This is a genomic window from Pseudoalteromonas sp. 2CM32C, assembly GCF_023161925.1.
Lineage (GTDB): Bacteria > Pseudomonadota > Gammaproteobacteria > Enterobacterales > Alteromonadaceae > Pseudoalteromonas > Pseudoalteromonas marina.
The window spans coordinates 372,959-386,643 of sequence record NZ_JALNTI010000002.1 but is presented as its reverse complement, the minus strand read 5'-3'; the positions used below and the strand labels follow the sequence as shown (position 1 = coordinate 386,643).

Here is a 13,685-nt window from a genome sequence, read left to right as displayed (position 1 = left end):
TCTCCTTTAATCTAACTTCTTATTTTTTAAAAGCGTTTGTAAGTATTCTATATCTTCATCATTTAGCTTTTCTTCTTTGATAAAGTGGGCAATTAAACTACGAGAATTACCTTTAAAAAATCGTTGCATAAAACTTGGCATAGCTTGCTCCGATAACGTGTCTTGAGTCACGATTGTTCTAAAAACAATGGCTCGCCCTTCATGTCCACAGCGCTCTATAGCTCCTTTATGTTCTAACCTATCTACAATAGTTTTGACTGTTGTATAGGCTACTTGTTTATCTTTTTGCTTATCAGCTAAAAGCACTTTATGTAGTTGACTCGCTGTACAGGGTTCTTCCTGCCAGAGCAACTGCATAATATCCATTTCAAAATCACTAAGTTTCATTGTCGCTCCTATTACTACACTTGTAGTGGTACTGTTACAAATGTAGTAGTAAGTAATCTTAGTGTCAATACAAAATTGACATGTGAATAAAAAACAATCGGTAGAAATATAAAAGTCTTAGGAAGGTTTTATAAAAAAGGTAGATAAAATAAAGAGGTATACTTATTAATCGATTTTAGAAAAACATAAAAAACGATAGTTTATTTTCAACTAACGCTTTTTATGCTTTAAAGTTTTTTATGAAAGGTATGAGGTAACTATGCTTTATCGAGCGCTTGGCTTACATCCGCAATTATGTCCGCAATGTTTTCAATACCGACCGATAGGCGAATTAAATCGCGGCTCACACCTGCGCTTGCAAGTTCTTCATCATTTAATTGACGGTGCGTGGTTGATGCTGGGTGGCAAGCCAGCGATTTAGCATCGCCAATATTAACTAAACGCAGGATCATATTAAGCGCATCAATAAAGCGCGTGCCTGCTTCAAGGCCGTCCGCGATACCAAAACTTAAAATACCTGAAGCTTTACCACTGGTGATTTTTTGGCTCATTGCATTATATGGGCTTGATGTTAAACCAGCGTAGTTAACCCAAAGTACTTTAGGATGATTTTCTAAGTATTCAGCCAGTTGCTGCGCGTTTTCGCAGTGGCGATCCATTCTTAAGCCTAAGGTTTCAAGGCCGATTAAAATGTCAGATGCGTTTTTAGGGGCAAGCGCTGCACCAGTATTTCTCAGTGGCACTACTCTACAACGCCCAATAAATGCAGCTTCAGCAAAGGCTTCGGTATAAACCACATTGTGATACGACGGATCGGGCTCGTTCATCATTGCAAAGCGTGTGGCATTGGCTTTCCAATCAAATTGACCTGAATCAACGATCATACCGCCAATAGCTGTACCGTGCCCGTTTATGTACTTTGTCAGTGAGTGAACCACTATATCGGCGCCTAGCTCAAATGGCCGGCATAAATACGGTGTAGCCACAGTATTATCAACAATAAGCGGCACACCTTTGCTATGAGCAATCTTAGCTAAACGCTCAATATCGACAATATTACCTGCAGGGTTACCGATAGATTCACAAAAAACAGCACGGGTGTTGTCATCAATGGCATCCTTGAATGCGCTAAAGTCATCAGCCTTAATCATACGCGCTTCAATACCTTGGCGGGGTAATGTATGGGCAAATAAATTATACGTACCGCCATATACTTGGCTGGTGCTGACAATATTAGTGCCTACTTCACATAAGCATTGAATCGCATAGGTAATAGCTGCCATGCCCGAGGCTACCGCTAGCGCGCCAATGCCCCCTTCCATTGCAGCAATACGCTGTTCAAGCACGTCATTAGTTGGGTTCATTATGCGGGTGTAAATATTACCAGGTACTTTTAAGTCGAATAAATCTGCACCGTGTTGCGTGTTATCAAACGTGTAGGATGAGGTATTGTAAATAGGTACTGCTGCTGATTTCGTGGTTTCTTCAGACTCGTAACCATGGTGCAGTGCTAATGACTCTAATTTCATAATTAATTCCTTTAGTAAATTATTAAAACATACCACTTAAGGGTAATTAAATGCACATAAAAATATAAAAGCAAAATAAAGAGATATTATAATCAATAAATACACAATTTATGATTAAACTAGTTGATTTTATTTTAGAGCACCTACCAGCTAATACTAGAGCATGAACTAAACTTGTTAATTCTTATTGTCTATTAAATTATCACCTCAATACATAGCAGACGCTGAATGTGAAGTACTGATATAACTCGACCGATTTAAAAGCCATGGCACAGTCAAAACCCAACAAATACGCGTTCATGCTGCTGTATATGGAAGTAATAAATTAAACGAAGTCTTAAATCGATTTATGTTTGAATTAGAAAACCATTTAAAAAATGTTATTTAAACACGGTGGTTACATCGCACCAGTTACAAGGTTTACTGCAAGTTAACTATAAAAACGTATCGAAAAATCAATGAGGTCCTGCTCAGGTATTGGTTTACTAAAATAATATCCTTGAGCTAGATCGCAACCAAGTTCTTTTAATATTGTGAGTTGTTCTTTTGTTTCTACGCCTTCAGCGACAACTTTTAACCCTAAACCATGTGACATGGCAATTGTTGCTTCTACTAAACTGTAATCCTCATTATTTTTTGTAATCCCATTTATAAAACCACGGTCTATTTTTAGTACATTAAACGGGTACTTCCTTAAATAACTTAACGAGGAATAACCTGTGCCAAAATCATCCATTGACAATATAACACCTAAATTTGTTATATCGTTTAATGTGTCAGTAATGCTGGACTCTCCACTCATTAAAACACCTTCTGTAATTTCAAGTTCAAGACTTTGAGGTTCAATGTTCGCATTTGATAACGATGTTTTGATAAAGTTAAACAGGTTCAGGTCTTTAAATTGACTAGGAGATAAATTTACTGCAATTGAAAAATTTCTGTTGAGCTGTTCTACGTTCTTCCATCGATTGAGTAAACTAAGTGACTCTTCAATAACAAACTCACCAATAGATATGATCACGCCTGTTTTTTCTGCAATAGGGATAAACTCATCTGGTGCCACACTTCCTAGTACAGGGTTTAGCCACCTGAGTAATGCTTCTGCCCCTATAATTTCGTTCTTTTTAACATCAAATTGCGGTTGGTAATAAAGAATGAATTCATTGCGCTGCAAAGCACCTCGCATTTGCTCTTCTATTGTTAAGCGTCGTTGGATTACAGTATTCATTTGATTAGTAAAAAACGAGTATGTATTTCGACCCAGAGCTTTGGCTTGATACATTGCCGTGTCGGCGTTTCTTAATAAATCAGACACAGATTTGCCGTTATCTGGAAACATTGCTACCCCAATGCTAATTGTTAACATTAACTCTCGCCCCTCAATTGTGAAAGGTTCTCGAAAATTTTGCAGGAGTTTTTCGGCAATACCCACAGCATTTTGTTGAGTGGAAATTCCTTTTGACAAAATAATGAACTCGTCGCCACCTAAGCGACCAATTGTGTCAGCTTTTCTTAATGCCCTTTGTAAACGATTGGCTGTTTCAATTAAAACTTTATCGCCTGCTTCATGACCTAGTGAATCGTTAATTTTTTTAAAATCATCTAAATCTAAGAAAAATACCGCTGCTTTTTCATCATTACGAGTCGCCTCAACTGTTAGCTGTGATAAACGGTCAAGAGCGAGTAAACGGTTTGGTAATTGTGTAAGGCTATCGAAATAAGCTTGTTTACGAATGAGTTGCTCTGATTGATGTTGTTCGGTTATATCTCGAATAATTATCATTATTTGGTCGTATTTTAAAACTTTGTTAATTCTTGCTTCAAAATACACCTGCCCTTGAGGAACGGACAGCTCATATTTAAACGTTACAATTTCATCTTGTTCAATTGCTTTTTCTATGTAAACTTCAAACTTTTTAGCAACACTCTTCGGTAAAATATCAAGCATATTATTACCAACAAATTGGTCAGGGGAGACATAGAGAGCATCTTGATTATTAGCATGGTAATCGATAATTATTCCGTTATAGTCCATTAAAAAAAGCAAATCTGGGATTGCTTCAAAAATGGTTTTTAGCATTTGTTCTTTAAATGTGGCAATGGCTTGGGCTTTTTTTACATCCGACAAATTAATGTCTATACAATACATTTGCTTGTTTTTAAATTCATTTTCAAACATTGCGTGGCTTGAATAAACGTATATGTCAGTTCCATTTTTATGTTTAAGTAATATTTCTGCAGCAGGGATTGCTACGCCTTCATTGATCCACTTTGTATGAGCCTCAATTACCATGTCTCTCATAGGGGCTGGTACTATCAGTTCTTCTAGCTTCTTTCCAAGTGCTTCCTCTTGTTTATAGCCATAAAGGAGTTCACTCCCTTTGTTCCAATACACAACTCGTCTTTGCTCATCATAACCTTGAACTGAGATTGAATTAACACTTTCAAATAATTGGTGCAATGAATCGTTAGTTACAAACTGTTTAGATAATTGATTTACAATTGAGTTGGCAGTCATGCTGAGTCTATCTCCTTTAAAATTTCCTTATTTTATAATAGAAGTTAATTGTTGAATTTCCATACACATATATTTAAAAAATAAGCTTAGGTTTATTATTAATTGTTGGAGCAATAAAAAAGGAGCCTTAGCTCCTTTATTACTATTTTTAAATGCTATTTAGTATCATTGGGGTGCTCAACACCCATCCAAGCTTTGAAAAGGGCTTTTTGTTTCTCACTTGCTTGTAAATTAGCAGTTACCTTTTTAGGTTTATCAAACTTTTCAGTTAATACTAATGTGAGGCTTTGTAATGCATCACGACGAATAAAGTCAATAACTACTTTATCACCAGGTTTAAACGTCTCAAGGCTAGACTTTAAATCTTTATTAACATGGAGCTTATTAATAGCTACAATTTTATCGTTAGTTGTTAAGCCTGCTTTCCACCCGCTACCATCGCGTTGAACATGCGTTAATGTTAAAAGCTGGCCGGTATTTTTAGCCACTGCGTCTATGCTGGCAATAGCCTTAGCAGCTTGTGGTCGTTCAAAAGTCAAACCTACTTTATTAAGCAACTCGTCAAAATTAATATATGCAGGTGAGTCCACATGCTCTTCCCACCAATTTGAATAATCGAGACCTGTCAGGTTTTGTAAAATGCTTAGTACGTCTTTTTCATCAAAGCCCGCTGGTAGCTTATGATTGTTATATAGTGCTTTATGCACATCACGGTAACTTACTTTACCCGCTGTTTTTTCTAGTAGGTCAATATCAAGTACCATTGATAACAATGAGCCTTCTGAATATATATTGGTACTGTAATTACGTCCGTGATCCCCACCTTGGTTAATCCATTTATCAAAACTCGTTTCACTGGCACTTTGAACTTCTCTGCCTGGTGTTTGTAAGTGTCGATTAATGGTTTTTGTTAGCCCTTTAAAAAACTCATCTGTCGTTTCAATGCCTGAACGCACTAATAAATGATCCTCAAAGTAGCTTGTTGAGCCTTCTGCAATCCAAAGTAATTTTGAGTAATTCATATTGGTGTAATCGTAAGGTACCAATCCATTTGGACGATATGCTTTTACATTCCAAGTATGAATAAACTCATGAGCTGCTGTGCTTATGAAACCTAAATAATCTTCACGAGAGCCAAATCGATCACGCGGCCTTTGAATTATGGTCGAATTTAAATGCTCGGTTGCACCACCAGCGCCAGAAGTAGCATGCACCATAAATACATACCGCTCATATGGGTAACTATCCCAAATTACATTACCGGTTGTTACTAGCTTTTTAAGATCACGCAACATTAATTCAACGTCGTAGTTACCCTCTCCCCAAATAACTAATTCGTACTCACGTCCATCAACGTTAAATGAGTGAAGTTGGTTAATACCTGTTTCGATAGGCGAGTCCACAAGCACATCGTAATTAGCTGCCTTGAACGAATGAGTGGAATCTAAATTATCCATTCCAGATACTGAACGCCACTGTTTCGGAACATCTAAATTAACCGTTACAGGCTCTTGTCGAAATGATTCGCTAAACATAAAAAAGCCAGAAGCGTCTATAAAAGCGTGGCTATCATCAATATGGCGAGCACGTTTACCAAGCTCGTTTGCATAGACCTGATACCCTACACTTACTTCTGTTGGTGTATCAATGTGAACACGCCATGTGCTGTGATCAATTTTTTCCCACTTTAAAGGATTACCCTCTTTATCTGTTGGGTTAAAGTAACGTACGCCATTGGCAAGATTTAGTATTTCATAACGGCCGGTGCGCCAAGAAGGTAATTTAATATCAAGATGGGCTTGTGCTGATTTAGGGAATTGAACGCGCACATCACCAAGATGGTGTTGGGGCTCGTCAATACTCAATGAATAGTTAACATCTGCAAATGCAGATGCAGATAACGCAGCACAAATTGATAAAACTAATAACTTTTTCATAGAAACCTAATTAAGACCTTAATTGTGCTCAAGGTTAACAAGCGTACATTTAAATGTGAATTAAAAGCGATAAACACTCATGTATACGAGTTTGTACGCACTAGGTTAATAAAATTATAGAGTTTTTACCGAGATAACTACACTTAATATAAATTTGTTGTAGACTTAGAATAATAAAATTACAAATCATGGTGGCTTGCCTAGGTGTCAGAAAAATCTACTGCTACAGAGAAAAAACTTAAACAAGCAATTGGTGCGCGCATGGCACTTGAAGACGCGCGAAAACATCAAGTAGACACCCTCTCTATTTTCTCATCTAAACTATCTTTAGCCTGTAAGGGTCTAGACACGGAGCTTGATAACAGACTTGCTAACTTTAGAAGCGCATTAAATAAAGGCGTTGGTTTTGACGATTTATCCCCTTTAATCGACGAAACAATAGAGCTGTTAAAAAAGCAAGAAGCCATACAACTATCGCAGCAACGTGACCTGCAAGAAAGTGTTTTATCTGCTGGCAGACAACTACAAAAAACCAAAGGCTTGCCAGAGGGTACACGCCGCTCGTTAAGAAACTTACTTGATCACGAAATGAATAACGTCCACTCCACTCATGACTTTATTCCGCTACTAGAAAAATTAATAAGCTTTTATCATCAGGCATTAAACACAAAGCTACGTGCTGATAGCAATATTAGCTGTGAGGCCACGCCTGCACTAGCGCAAAAGCTGCTTGAACTCGCTAACGATTTAGTTCTTGAAGATGAAGCAACTGTAGAAATTAAACGTATTAAGAGCATTATATCTGAAAGCGATAATTTAGGGTCTTTGCTCGATACGGCCATAAATATAATTACTGTTGTTGTTAAAAATATAAATAAAGAACGAGAATCAGCGCAAAGCTTTTTATCGTCGCTTAACCAAACAATTGAAGAACTACACAAATCAATAGTCGCTACAAGTAAGCACTCAACCTCAATGGGGACTGAGTTTGAAAACCTAAATAAAAGTATTAAAAGTAAAATAGAAAGCTTAAACGAAAAAACACAATCTGCGACTTCTATTTCATCATTAAAAGAGCTTGTTGATAATGAGTTAAAGTCGTTAACTCAAGACTTTATGGCAAAAGAAAAACTAGAACGCGAAGACAGAGAAATACTTGTATCTAGTTTTAGTGAGATTAATGGTCGTATTGGTACGCTTGAAACAAAGCTTACAAAATACAAAAAACGCTTAAACGATCAACGTTTTAAAAGCCTGCTGGATGGGTTAACAAAATTACCTAATAGAGCCGCTTTTGACGAACGTTACAATCACGAAATGCATTTATTTAATGTTCAGCAATCAAATGTTACGCTGGTCGTTATCGATGTTGACCACTTTAAGTCAATAAACGATAGATTTGGCCATACAGCTGGCGATATAACGTTGCAAGTTATTGCAAAAGCATTACAAAAGTCGATAAGAAAATCTGATTTTATAGCGCGATATGGCGGTGAAGAATTTGTGCTATTAATGAGCGAAACCACTGTTGATAATGCAGTTGCACCGCTTGAAAAACTCAGAAAGGTTATAAAAAGTATCCCGTTTAAGTTTAAAGATAAGCAAATTGAAATAACTATCTCCGTAGGCGCTACGCAATTAAAAAAAGGTGATACGCCAATTAAAGCTTTTGATAGAGCCGATGACGCTCTGTATGAAGCCAAAAATTCAGGTAGAGACCGCCTTTGTATAAGTAAATAATGTCATTCGATTATAAATATTGTAAATGTATGACTCAGTAGTAATTTACATAAATAGCAAGGAGTACGCCCATGTTAATACAGTTAAACCCAACTGGTGTATTAGATTTATTATCTCAGTTAGAGGTTGATTTATTAGAACAATCTTCTACCAGCGAACGTTATAAATTATTTAGAAATTGTGTGTTAGCGGTACTCAATGTAGGCAGCCACACAGACGAAAGTTCGCAAATATACGACAAGTATAAAGATTTTGATATTCGCTTGCTCAGCCGAGAGCGCGGTATAAAAATTGAACTTGAAAACCCTCCAAAAACAGCCTTTGTAGATGGTGAAATAATCACCGGTATACACGAACACATATTTTCAGTTATCCGCGATATTTTATTTATTTGTCAAAAGTACGAAAAAGACCTGCAAGAACAAAAAGCCATAACTCATATGGTGTTTGATATGCTCAGAAATGCGCATGCACTTCGTGTAAACAGCGAGCCTAATATGGTGGTTTGTTGGGGTGGACATTCAATAAACGAAACTGAGTACAAGTACACCAAACAAGTGGGTTATGAACTTGGCTTGCGTGGATTGAATATTTGTACTGGTTGTGGACCTGGGGCAATGAAAGGTCCAATGAAAGGTGCCACCATTGGCCATGCTAAACAACGTATTAAAAACAATCGTTATTTAGGGTTAACAGAACCCAGCATTATTGCAGCTGAACCCCCTAACCCAATAGTAAACGAACTCGTTATTTTGCCAGATATAGAAAAACGGTTGGAAGCATTTATACGCACAGCTCATGCAATTATTATCTTTCCAGGTGGTGCGGGCACTGCCGAAGAACTATTGTATTTACTAGGGATTTTATTGCATCCTGATAACGAAAAGCAGTGTTTGCCCGTTATTTTAACAGGACCAAAACAAAGTAAAGATTACTTTGAAAAACTCTGTGAATTTATTGAAATGACACTCGGCAAAGAAGCATTAGACAAATTTGAAGTGATTATTGATGATCCGAGTTTAGTAGGTCAAAAGCTAAAATCTAAAATGGCCAATGTACGCGAGTATAGAAAAAGTGAAGGCGATGCGTATTACTTTAATTGGACGCTTAAAATTGATCACGATTTTCAGCAGCCTTTTGCACCCACACATGAAAATATGGCAAGCTTAGACCTACATTTGGATCAACCAAAACAACAGCTTGCAGCAAACTTACGACGTGCATTTTCTGGTATTGTTGCGGGTAATGTTAAAGATGAGGGTGTACGCGCTATTAAACAACATGGACCTTATACCCTCAGCGGCGAGCCTGCCTTAATGCAAGATATGGATGTACTTTTACAGGCTTTTGTTGATCAAGGTCGTATGAAACTTCCTGGTAGTAAGTATATTCCGTGTTACAAAATAAAAGCATGAGTCGTATAGTTTGAAACCCCATTTATTATTAATTGATGCGCTTAATTTAATTAGGCGCATTTACGCAGTTGACGCAAATCAAAAACATAGCAACGAAAAGCAATTGGTGCTTACTTGCAGCGAGCGTGTAGCTCAAGCATGCAAAAAAATGCTTCGCATAACGGATGCAACACATGCTATTGCGGTATTTGATGGGGATAAAAGTTGGCGTTATCACTTTTATGAACATTACAAACACTCAAGAGCCCCAATGCCTGAAACGCTAAAAAGTGCGTTGCATCATTTTAAATCAGCAATAGAGGAAACCGGTATTGTTGTTTTTGAACCAATAAATGATGAAGCTGACGATATTATTGCTACCCTTGCTTGCAAAGCTGCTGATAATAAAATCACGAGTACTATCGTATCCACTGACAAGGGATTTTTACCGTATTTAAACAGTGAAATACATATTTACGATTACTTTAAAAGGCAGCACTTAGATGAACCTAAAATACATGAACGCTTTGGGGTAGATAAGAATAAACTCGTCGATTTTTGGGCGCTTGCAGGCGATAAAACGAATGATATTCCTGGTGTTAAAGGCGTTGGTATAAAATCAGCTCAACAGCTTGTTAATAATTACACCTCTATAAATGAAGCATTGAGCGATGAATTACTTAATTCAGGACTACGCAAAAAGCTTGAAACCAATATGGATATGTACGTTATCTCCAAACAATTGGTTAGTTTAAGAACAGATATTAATTTAGGGTTTAGTTTAAAGCAGCTCAGGCTTAATTAGTCGCAAGTAAATAGCGTGTATTTACAGCAAAACGTATACTAATACCCTGGTAGTATTTAAGGTAAATAGTGTTGAAAAAGTTTATTCGGTATTTAATTTTAGGCTTGGGGCTATATGCGCTCATTGCAACTTTAGTGATTGCTTTTTACAAAGACGATCCTCAAGCTATGATTTGGCAAGATCGAGAGTCATTTAACAAGCGCTACATTGAAAAACTTTCTCTAGATTCTCAAACTACACTCAACACCGTACTTGATTACCTTGGCAGCCCAGACCTGACATTTGCTAAGCGGGATAACGAACAAGTATTGCAGATTATTTTTTATCGTACTCAGCATATTACGTCAGACGGAATAACGACAATGGATGAATGCACAGGTTTATTATTTAAAAATGGCCAACTCATTTTATGGGGACCAAGTGCGTACAGTAAATATCAGGAAGAAGTTAGGTGAAGGCATAATGGATGAGCCACTTGCGAATCGTTTAAAGCAACTGCACGAAAATACGCAGCGTCTTTTAACAGGCTATAATAACAAAGAACATTGGCAAGCTTTATATCCTATGGCTTGTAAATTAGCTGAACAGTATAGAATCTTATACGAACACTACCCTAATGCACTGTTGTCTAAATTAACGTTATTTAATCCTCAATACAGCTACTCAACTAATTTAGTTATAAGCCAATGTGTAATTACCGCCGGCTTATGCGCTAGCCAAAATTACGATAAAAAACTTACCGAACTTTATATTAGCGCTTCGCTTGTAGAGCATATATGTGTTTGTTCGCAGTTAAATAAGCTAGCTGAACAGTCTAAATTTAGTGCCAATGATAAAAAAATTTGGCAGCTTCGCCACCAATTTGCAGCAAAAATAATGTTGAGCTGCGGCAATAGCGCAGCCCCTATTACACATATACTCGCTAAACTAAATAAATATAAGCAAGCCCTTGTAAACACGCCTAAAACAATGCTTTACGATGGTGGAATTACGCTTGTTGCATTAGCTAATATAATAGCAATGAATATAACTCATACCCCTGCTAAAAAGCACATAAGTTTTTATCAAGCTTTGGCCGATATATATTTGCGCACGCCAAATCTGTTTGCACAACATTTGGTCAAGTCTTACGTGGCCGAAGTGGGACCCTTTTTAGCTGGTAGCCGAGTTATATATCAAGATCAAAGTATGGTTTATTTAGCTACCGACAAACAAAACCGACACATTTTAGTTAACTCAGAAAATAAACAGAAATTAGCTTGGTATAGAATAAAAGCGTCACTAAAAGACAATCCCAAACAATGGAAGTGTGCAGATAAAAAGCTTATATACAGTGTATGGAACAGTGAACATATTACTATTAACGAGCCAAGCAGTTTAGATAAACCAAGGCAACTAATTGAGTTAATTAGTCAAATTAAAGTTAACCAAGAATATAGTTTTAAAGGTTTGAATAAAATAATGGGTCATCACCCTGAGATTATTGCGCGAGTATGTGAAGCCGTAAAACCTTATAATAAAGAACATCAAGCAGCTAAAGATCTCCGCCATAGCTTGTCGATGGTTGGATACAATAATGCACCTGCGATTATTCAGCGCGTTGTATTTGAACAATTGGTGAATTCAACACCTCACCCACTACAAAGGTTTATAGTAAATCGATTAGACAGCTTAGTAAAAATAATGGCTTTATTGGTAGCACCTAATAAGCAGTATCAATTTGAGCACATAACTTTACCTCTGTATGCATATACTCATTTTATGTTAACCCAATGCAGTACTCACTTAACACGAAAAATAGCTATCGATGAAGTGCCTAACAAAACGCTAAGTTCACCATTTAGTGCATTTTTTGGTGTAGCAAGTATTAAAAATGAACACATCGAAGCATTGTTTTCACAATTACTGAGCGATAACCCTTGGGCAAACACGTTGTTACAGGCAGAGCAAACAGCAAAAAAACAGCTAACAAATAAACATAAGCTATGGGTCGCCTTAAAAGTTATTGCGCAACAGGTTTTCAAACCAGAACTAAAATTAACCCCATGGCAACAGCAAATTCTTAGTGAACAACTAAGCTTAAATGGCTGGAATGAAGAGCGCACTTTTTACGACCAATTAGGAAATCTTCAAATATATAACAATATTTAGTTCGGTTATTACCATTATAAATACAAGTTATACCCATTATTTATTCTATAAACTGGCAAAATAAGCGTTAAATTGGTATAAATGCGCCCTTAAAATTTTCAACCATTCACATAAATGACCTAACAAGCAGCTACTCTCTCAGAGTAGTAATTTATGTGCACATCAAACTCTTTAAAGGAAAAGATAATGGCCAAACAAACCATCACAGTGATCAAAGGCGACGGCATCGGTCCTAGCATCATCGACTCAGCACTTGAAATACTAAAAGCCGCAGGATGCGATTTTGATTATGAATTTGTTGATGCTGGCCTAGCCGCTCTAGAAAAAACAGGTGAGTTACTTCCACAAGAGACAATTGATACAATTGCTAAAAACAAAATCACACTTAAGGGCCCGTTAACTACCCCTGTAGGTGAAGGTTTTACGTCTATTAACGTAACACTGCGCAAGCAATTTGGCTTATACGCTAACGTACGTCCAGTAAAATCATTTGTAGGCACTAAAGCACGTTACGATGATATTGATATCATCACTATTCGCGAAAATACACAAGGTATGTACTCAGGCGCTGGCCAAGTAGTGAGCGAAGACGGTAATGAAGCAGAAGCAAAGTCTGTAATAACGCGTGAAGGCGCTGAAAAAATCGTAACATTTGCTTATGAGCTTGCGGTACGAGAAGGCCGTAAAAAAGTAACAGCGGTTCACAAAGCGAACATTTTAAAATCTACTTCTGGCTTATTTTTAAAAGTTGCTCGTGAAGTAGCTGAGCGTTACCCACAAATTGAATCAACAGAGATGATTGTTGATGCAACGTGTATGAAACTTGTAATGACACCAGAAGAGTTTGACGTTGTTGTAACGACTAACCTATTTGGTGATATTTTATCAGACCTATGTGCTGGCTTAGTAGGCGGTTTAGGTATGGCACCAGGTGCAAACATTGGTGAAGATGCTGCAATTTTTGAAGCTGTGCACGGTAGCGCACCAGATATCGCGGGTAAAAACCTAGCAAACCCTACCTCAGTAATTTTAGCGTCTATTCAAATGCTAGAGCACTTAAACATGGGTGACACAGCGGAGCGAATTCGTAGCGCTGTTGCTGATGTAATTAAATCAGGTGACCGTACTACACGTGATTTAGGTGGCAGCCACGGAACAACTGATTTCACACAGTCAGTGATCGATCGCCTGTAATTTAATAAAACGTTCAAAAAAGCCAGCATT

General features: G+C 37.3%; 10 protein-coding genes. 6 read left to right on the top strand and 4 right to left on the bottom strand.

Annotation, left to right across the window (positions count from 1 at the left end):
* Window positions 1–6 precede the first annotated feature (6 nt).
* From MTF67_RS05600 to MTF67_RS05585, 4 genes are all read right to left on the bottom strand, one after another.
* Window positions 7–387 carry a BlaI/MecI/CopY family transcriptional regulator gene (locus MTF67_RS05600; RefSeq protein WP_248518943.1) on the bottom strand — a complete coding sequence of 127 codons (381 nt, stop codon included), beginning with the start codon at window positions 385–387 and terminating at the stop codon, window positions 7–9.
* Window positions 388–644: 257 nt separating this feature from the next.
* Complete coding sequence (locus MTF67_RS05595; protein WP_248518942.1) at window positions 645–1,916, bottom strand: aminotransferase class I/II-fold pyridoxal phosphate-dependent enzyme; 1,272 nt, start codon at window positions 1,914–1,916, stop codon at window positions 645–647.
* A 430-nt stretch (window positions 1,917–2,346) separates the two neighbouring features.
* Complete coding sequence (locus tag MTF67_RS05590; protein WP_248518941.1) at window positions 2,347–4,434, bottom strand: bifunctional diguanylate cyclase/phosphodiesterase; 2,088 nt, start codon at window positions 4,432–4,434, stop codon at window positions 2,347–2,349.
* Between the two features lie 155 nt (window positions 4,435–4,589).
* Window positions 4,590–6,371, bottom strand: coding sequence for a M61 family peptidase (locus tag MTF67_RS05585; RefSeq protein WP_248518940.1), 1,782 nt, complete (start codon window positions 6,369–6,371; stop codon window positions 4,590–4,592).
* 204 nt (window positions 6,372–6,575) lie between these two features.
* On the opposite strand from MTF67_RS05585, the gene MTF67_RS05580 reads away from it, so the two are divergent.
* The 6 genes from MTF67_RS05580 (at window position 6,576) to MTF67_RS05555 (ending at window position 13,655) form a co-directional block, all read left to right on the top strand.
* Window positions 6,576–8,111: a GGDEF domain-containing protein gene (locus MTF67_RS05580; protein ID WP_058429243.1), complete on the top strand. Its 1,536-nt coding sequence runs from the start codon at window positions 6,576–6,578 to the stop codon at window positions 8,109–8,111.
* Window positions 8,112–8,182: 71 nt separating this feature from the next.
* Window positions 8,183–9,526 (top strand): nucleotide 5'-monophosphate nucleosidase PpnN, encoded by a 1,344-nt coding sequence (gene ppnN, locus MTF67_RS05575; protein WP_039037389.1) that lies wholly within the window; start codon window positions 8,183–8,185, stop codon window positions 9,524–9,526.
* Window positions 9,527–9,536: 10 nt separating this feature from the next.
* Entirely contained in the window at window positions 9,537–10,310 is a 774-nt protein-coding gene (gene xni / locus MTF67_RS05570; RefSeq protein WP_248518939.1) for a flap endonuclease Xni, read from the top strand.
* Window positions 10,311–10,378: 68 nt separating this feature from the next.
* Window positions 10,379–10,765, top strand: a complete 387-nt coding sequence (locus MTF67_RS05565) for a DUF3192 domain-containing protein (RefSeq protein ID WP_033019488.1) — start codon at window positions 10,379–10,381, stop codon at window positions 10,763–10,765.
* A gap of 7 nt (window positions 10,766–10,772) precedes the next feature.
* Window positions 10,773–12,461, top strand: a complete 1,689-nt coding sequence (locus tag MTF67_RS05560; RefSeq protein WP_248519119.1) for a hypothetical protein — start codon at window positions 10,773–10,775, stop codon at window positions 12,459–12,461.
* Between the two features lie 186 nt (window positions 12,462–12,647).
* Window positions 12,648–13,655, top strand: coding sequence for an isocitrate dehydrogenase (locus MTF67_RS05555; RefSeq protein ID WP_006793428.1), 1,008 nt, complete (start codon window positions 12,648–12,650; stop codon window positions 13,653–13,655).
* Window positions 13,656–13,685: the final 30 nt, after the last annotated feature.

Coding starts and splice junctions, on each gene's coding strand:
- ppnN (WP_039037389.1), top strand. CDS start 8,183: ATGTTAATACAGTTAAACCCAACTGGTGTATTAGATTTATTATCTCAG.
- MTF67_RS05600 (WP_248518943.1), bottom strand. CDS start 387: ATGAAACTTAGTGATTTTGAAATGGATATTATGCAGTTGCTCTGGCAG.
- MTF67_RS05585 (WP_248518940.1), bottom strand. CDS start 6,371: ATGAAAAAGTTATTAGTTTTATCAATTTGTGCTGCGTTATCTGCATCT.
- MTF67_RS05555 (WP_006793428.1), top strand. CDS start 12,648: ATGGCCAAACAAACCATCACAGTGATCAAAGGCGACGGCATCGGTCCT.
- MTF67_RS05560 (WP_248519119.1), top strand. CDS start 10,773: ATGGATGAGCCACTTGCGAATCGTTTAAAGCAACTGCACGAAAATACG.
- MTF67_RS05595 (WP_248518942.1), bottom strand. CDS start 1,916: ATGAAATTAGAGTCATTAGCACTGCACCATGGTTACGAGTCTGAAGAA.
- MTF67_RS05590 (WP_248518941.1), bottom strand. CDS start 4,434: ATGACTGCCAACTCAATTGTAAATCAATTATCTAAACAGTTTGTAACT.